Raw genomic sequence first — 3,572 nt, 5'->3', positions numbered from 1 at the left:
AGGTAGGGATCGTTATAGGTGGCCAAGCGGCGCTGGCTGACCTTGTCATAACCCAGCTGGGTGCCCTCGGTGCCGCGCTTGATGACGACGCCGGTGTCGGCCAGACCGGTGCCGCGCGTGGTGGTGGCCACCCCGGCGCTGGTCTCCAACCGGCCCTTGCTGACGACGAAGCGGTTGAGCTTGTCGTAGGCGTACCAGTAGTCMTGCGTGCCCCCGCCAAGCAGCCCGGCCAGGCCGTCCCAGTAGGTGGCGGTGATGCGCCGGCGGTTGCCGACGGCGTCGAACTCGTAGGCCACGTCGAAGAAGTTGGCGTCGCGCACCCGCGAGATGCGGTTGAGCTCGTCGTAGGTGATGGTGGCATTTTGGTAGGCGGTCGTCTTGGTGCCGTTGACGAGGCTGAAGGTGCCCTCAGCCACGCGGTTCCCGGCGTTGTCRTAGGCGTACTCGCTGGTGATGCTTTGCGTGTTGTCGGTGAAGGAGCGGATGTAGCCGTTGGCGTAGTAGGTGTAGTCGACGTTCTGGCTGCTGCTCTGGCCCGTGTGCACGGTGCTGGTCTGCTTGACGAGCTGGGCGGCGCTGTTGAAGGTGTAGGTGAACTGCGCGCCGCTGAGGTCCTGGTGCCAGGTGGTGTGGCCGAAGTAGTCGACCTTGTCGATGAGGCTGCGCCCGTCGGCCTGCAGCGTGGTGCGCACGTAGCCGCCGGTGGTGGTGGCCGCGCCGCCGGCGCCAGCCAGGCTGGTGATGCCGCTGGCACCAGCCTGGCGCAGCTCGTAGGTGTAGCCGGTGACGAAGCCGTTGCCGGAGACGGTCTGCACGACGCGCTGCAGGGCGTCGTAGTCGGTGCGGGTGGTGATGCTGAGCGCGTTGGTAGCGGTCAGGCGCTGGCCGAGTTCGTCGTAGGCGTAGTTGTCACTGAGGTCGCGGCCGGTGGCGAGGGTGTCGCTGGTGGCGTCGGCCAGGCGCTGCACGCCCTTGCGGGTGACGGTGGTGAGCAGGCTGCGCTTGTCGTAGCTGCGTTCGGTGACGGCGCCCTCGGCGTCGGTGACCTTGCGGGCGTCGCCGAAGATGTCGTACTGGCTCGTGCGGATGCCGCCGCCGGTGGCGTTGTAGGTGTCGGCGTTGCCGCCAGCGGCGTCGAATTCGTTCACAACCTGGGCGTCGTCGCCGCGGCTGCCGGCCAGGTATTGCACGCGGCTCAAGTTGCCGTTGGCGTCCAGCATGGTGGTGTGCCGGCCCAGCAGGTCGTAGCCGAAGCGGGTCTCGGGGCGGGCCCGGTAGCGGTAGCCGTTTTCTGCGGTGACGAAGGTCTCGGGGTCGAGCTTGGCGATGAGCTGTCCCTGGGTGTTGTATTGCAGCGTGGTCTTGGCGCCGGCAAGTTGGTCGGCCGTGAGTTGACCGGCCGTGAGGGCTGCTTGGCCCTTGCTCTTGCGGTCGTCGTTGATGGCGGCCAGCATGCGCTCGGCCACGCGTTCGTCACGCTCTTCCACCACGTCACCGAAGGCGTTGAAGGATTGGAAGCGTTTGATGGTGACTTTCGGCTCGTTGGTCAGAACGGTGACCAACTGCTGCACTTGCGAACGTCCATCGGACGTGAAGACGATACGGCCCGACTGAACGATGGGGTTGCCGACTTCGTCGGTGAGGAGGCTTCCCGAAGGACTCAAGGCACGCAGCACGTAATCGTAGGTCTGACCGTTCGAAATACCCGCATTGCGCGCATCGATCGTGAACGATGTATACCCACTCTCGGAACTTGAAGGCGGGTGATAGGTGCCATTCGCCGTGAACCACCGCCCATTCATCAAAACTTGCGCTCGTGAAACCTGACGGCCCTTGATGTTGAAGTCAACCGGCAGTGCCGTAGGGTCGGCTGAATCTGATGTGACGATGGTTCCGTCATTATGGAACTTGATGCTCACCGCGCCCGAGCCACTCGGCATGGTGTATTTAAGCGTCAACAGCCTTGGAGAGGGCGCCCCACCCTGCGGGCGGTAATTCCAAAGAGTGAATTCAGTCGCCGCATCAGGGAACGTGATGGCTGTTGAACTTTCCAGGACTGCACCTGTCGCGTCGTCAATCAGGCTGTAAGGAAGATATCGCCAGTGGCTGCTTGGCTGCCCGGAAAGCAAAGGGTCTGGCGCCAAGAATATTGCGCCCGGCTGACGATCTGTGTCGAGCGGGGGGTCGTATTGCCAAGTGATATTGCCACTTAAGTCTATCGAAAACGTTCCCCGACCAAATGCATAGGTTTGATGCATCGGATAGCTGGAACCGAGAGATCTATCAATGGAATATTTGAAGGTCTGCGGCCCTTTACCCTTGTACTGGCTAAGGTCGTAAGTGGAGTAAGTACCTGAGCCACTCACAAACCAGTCAAGTTCCGAAAGCCCCTGGGACCCAACGGCAAAACTAAACGAATCTCCACGAGAGTGAGAAACGTTGAACTTCGGAATTGCCCCGCTGGTGGCGGTAAAGGAATCTGCCCTGGGATATATAGACGCATTCCGGACGGTGGTAGACGCTGGCTCCCAAGCCGGCACCCACTGCTCGTTGTAAAGGCTACCCATCGTCACCGCGCTCTTGAGCACATCGATCTGCGGATCGATGGTCTGGGTGATGAGGTTGCGGGAGTTGTAGACGCTGACACGCGAGTACAGCGGCAGGAAGGCGGTGTCGGCAGGGTTGCGCTTGCCGGATGTAGCCTGCTGCAGGGTGAGGCTGCGCAGGTCGATGGCCACGTCCAGCCCGGCCACCTTGTAGGTCGCATCGCCATTGCCGCGGATCTCACGGGTCATGTTGCCGTTGGCGTCATAGACGTAGAACTTGATCGCCCCGTCGCCTGAATTGGTCTTCACGACCTTGCCCAGCGTGGAGTACTCGGCGAACTCCTCCCAGCCGTCGCCGATGCCCTTGGCGCTGAACTCGCCGAAGGCGTTGTAGCGGGTCTTGCGGGTTTCGGCCGCGGCGGTCTTGTCGCTCTCCCAGTGCTTCTCGACGACGATGCGCCCGGCCGCGTCGAACTCGTAGCTGGTGATGATGTCGCGCAGCTTGGGGGCGCTGGCGGTACTGTCCGAGCGGCGCACGTCCTTGTTCACGCGCCGGGCGAGGTTGCCGTTGGCGTCGTAGGCATACGTCGTGATGGCGCCGGCGGCGTCCGTCGTCTGCACGAGCAGGCCGTTGGCGTCGTAGCCGCTGAGCGTGATGCGGTCGTCCGTCTCAACGTTGGTGTCCTTGCCGCGCTGGATGCGGCGCCTGATCTGCCCCAGGCCGTCGTACTCGGTGTCGGTGGTGGGCCGAACGTCGGCGCCCTCGAAGTCCTTGTAGCCCGGCGCCTCGCGGTGCGTCTCGCGGTTCAGGCCGTCGTAGGTGAAGTCGGTCTCGTCGGCCTTGTCGCTGGCCAGGGCACTGGCAGTGGCGAACTCGCGGATTTTCTTCACCGCGCCCAGGCCGTTGTACTGGTACTGCGTGACGGCGTCGCTCGTGGCGAGCGTGCGGTTGCCGCTGGGGTCCACGCTGTCGTCAGTCACATTCTTGATGCGTTTCTCWTTGACGCGGCCCAGCCGGTCCAGGCT

The 3,572-nt window shown here is 63.2% G+C and carries 1 protein-coding gene; it reads right to left on the bottom strand.

From position 1 onward, the window contains the following. A partial coding sequence (locus AC1DU6_RS23750; protein ID WP_477860059.1) for an RHS repeat domain-containing protein occupies nucleotides 1-3,527 on the bottom strand: 3,527 nt, incomplete at its 3' end. Between the last annotated feature and the right edge of the window lie 45 nt (nucleotides 3,528-3,572).

The organism is Roseateles sp. P5_B10, assembly GCF_056400485.1.
The sequence above is the reverse complement of the archived record's forward strand: the minus strand, read 5'-3'. Positions and strand labels throughout refer to the sequence as shown.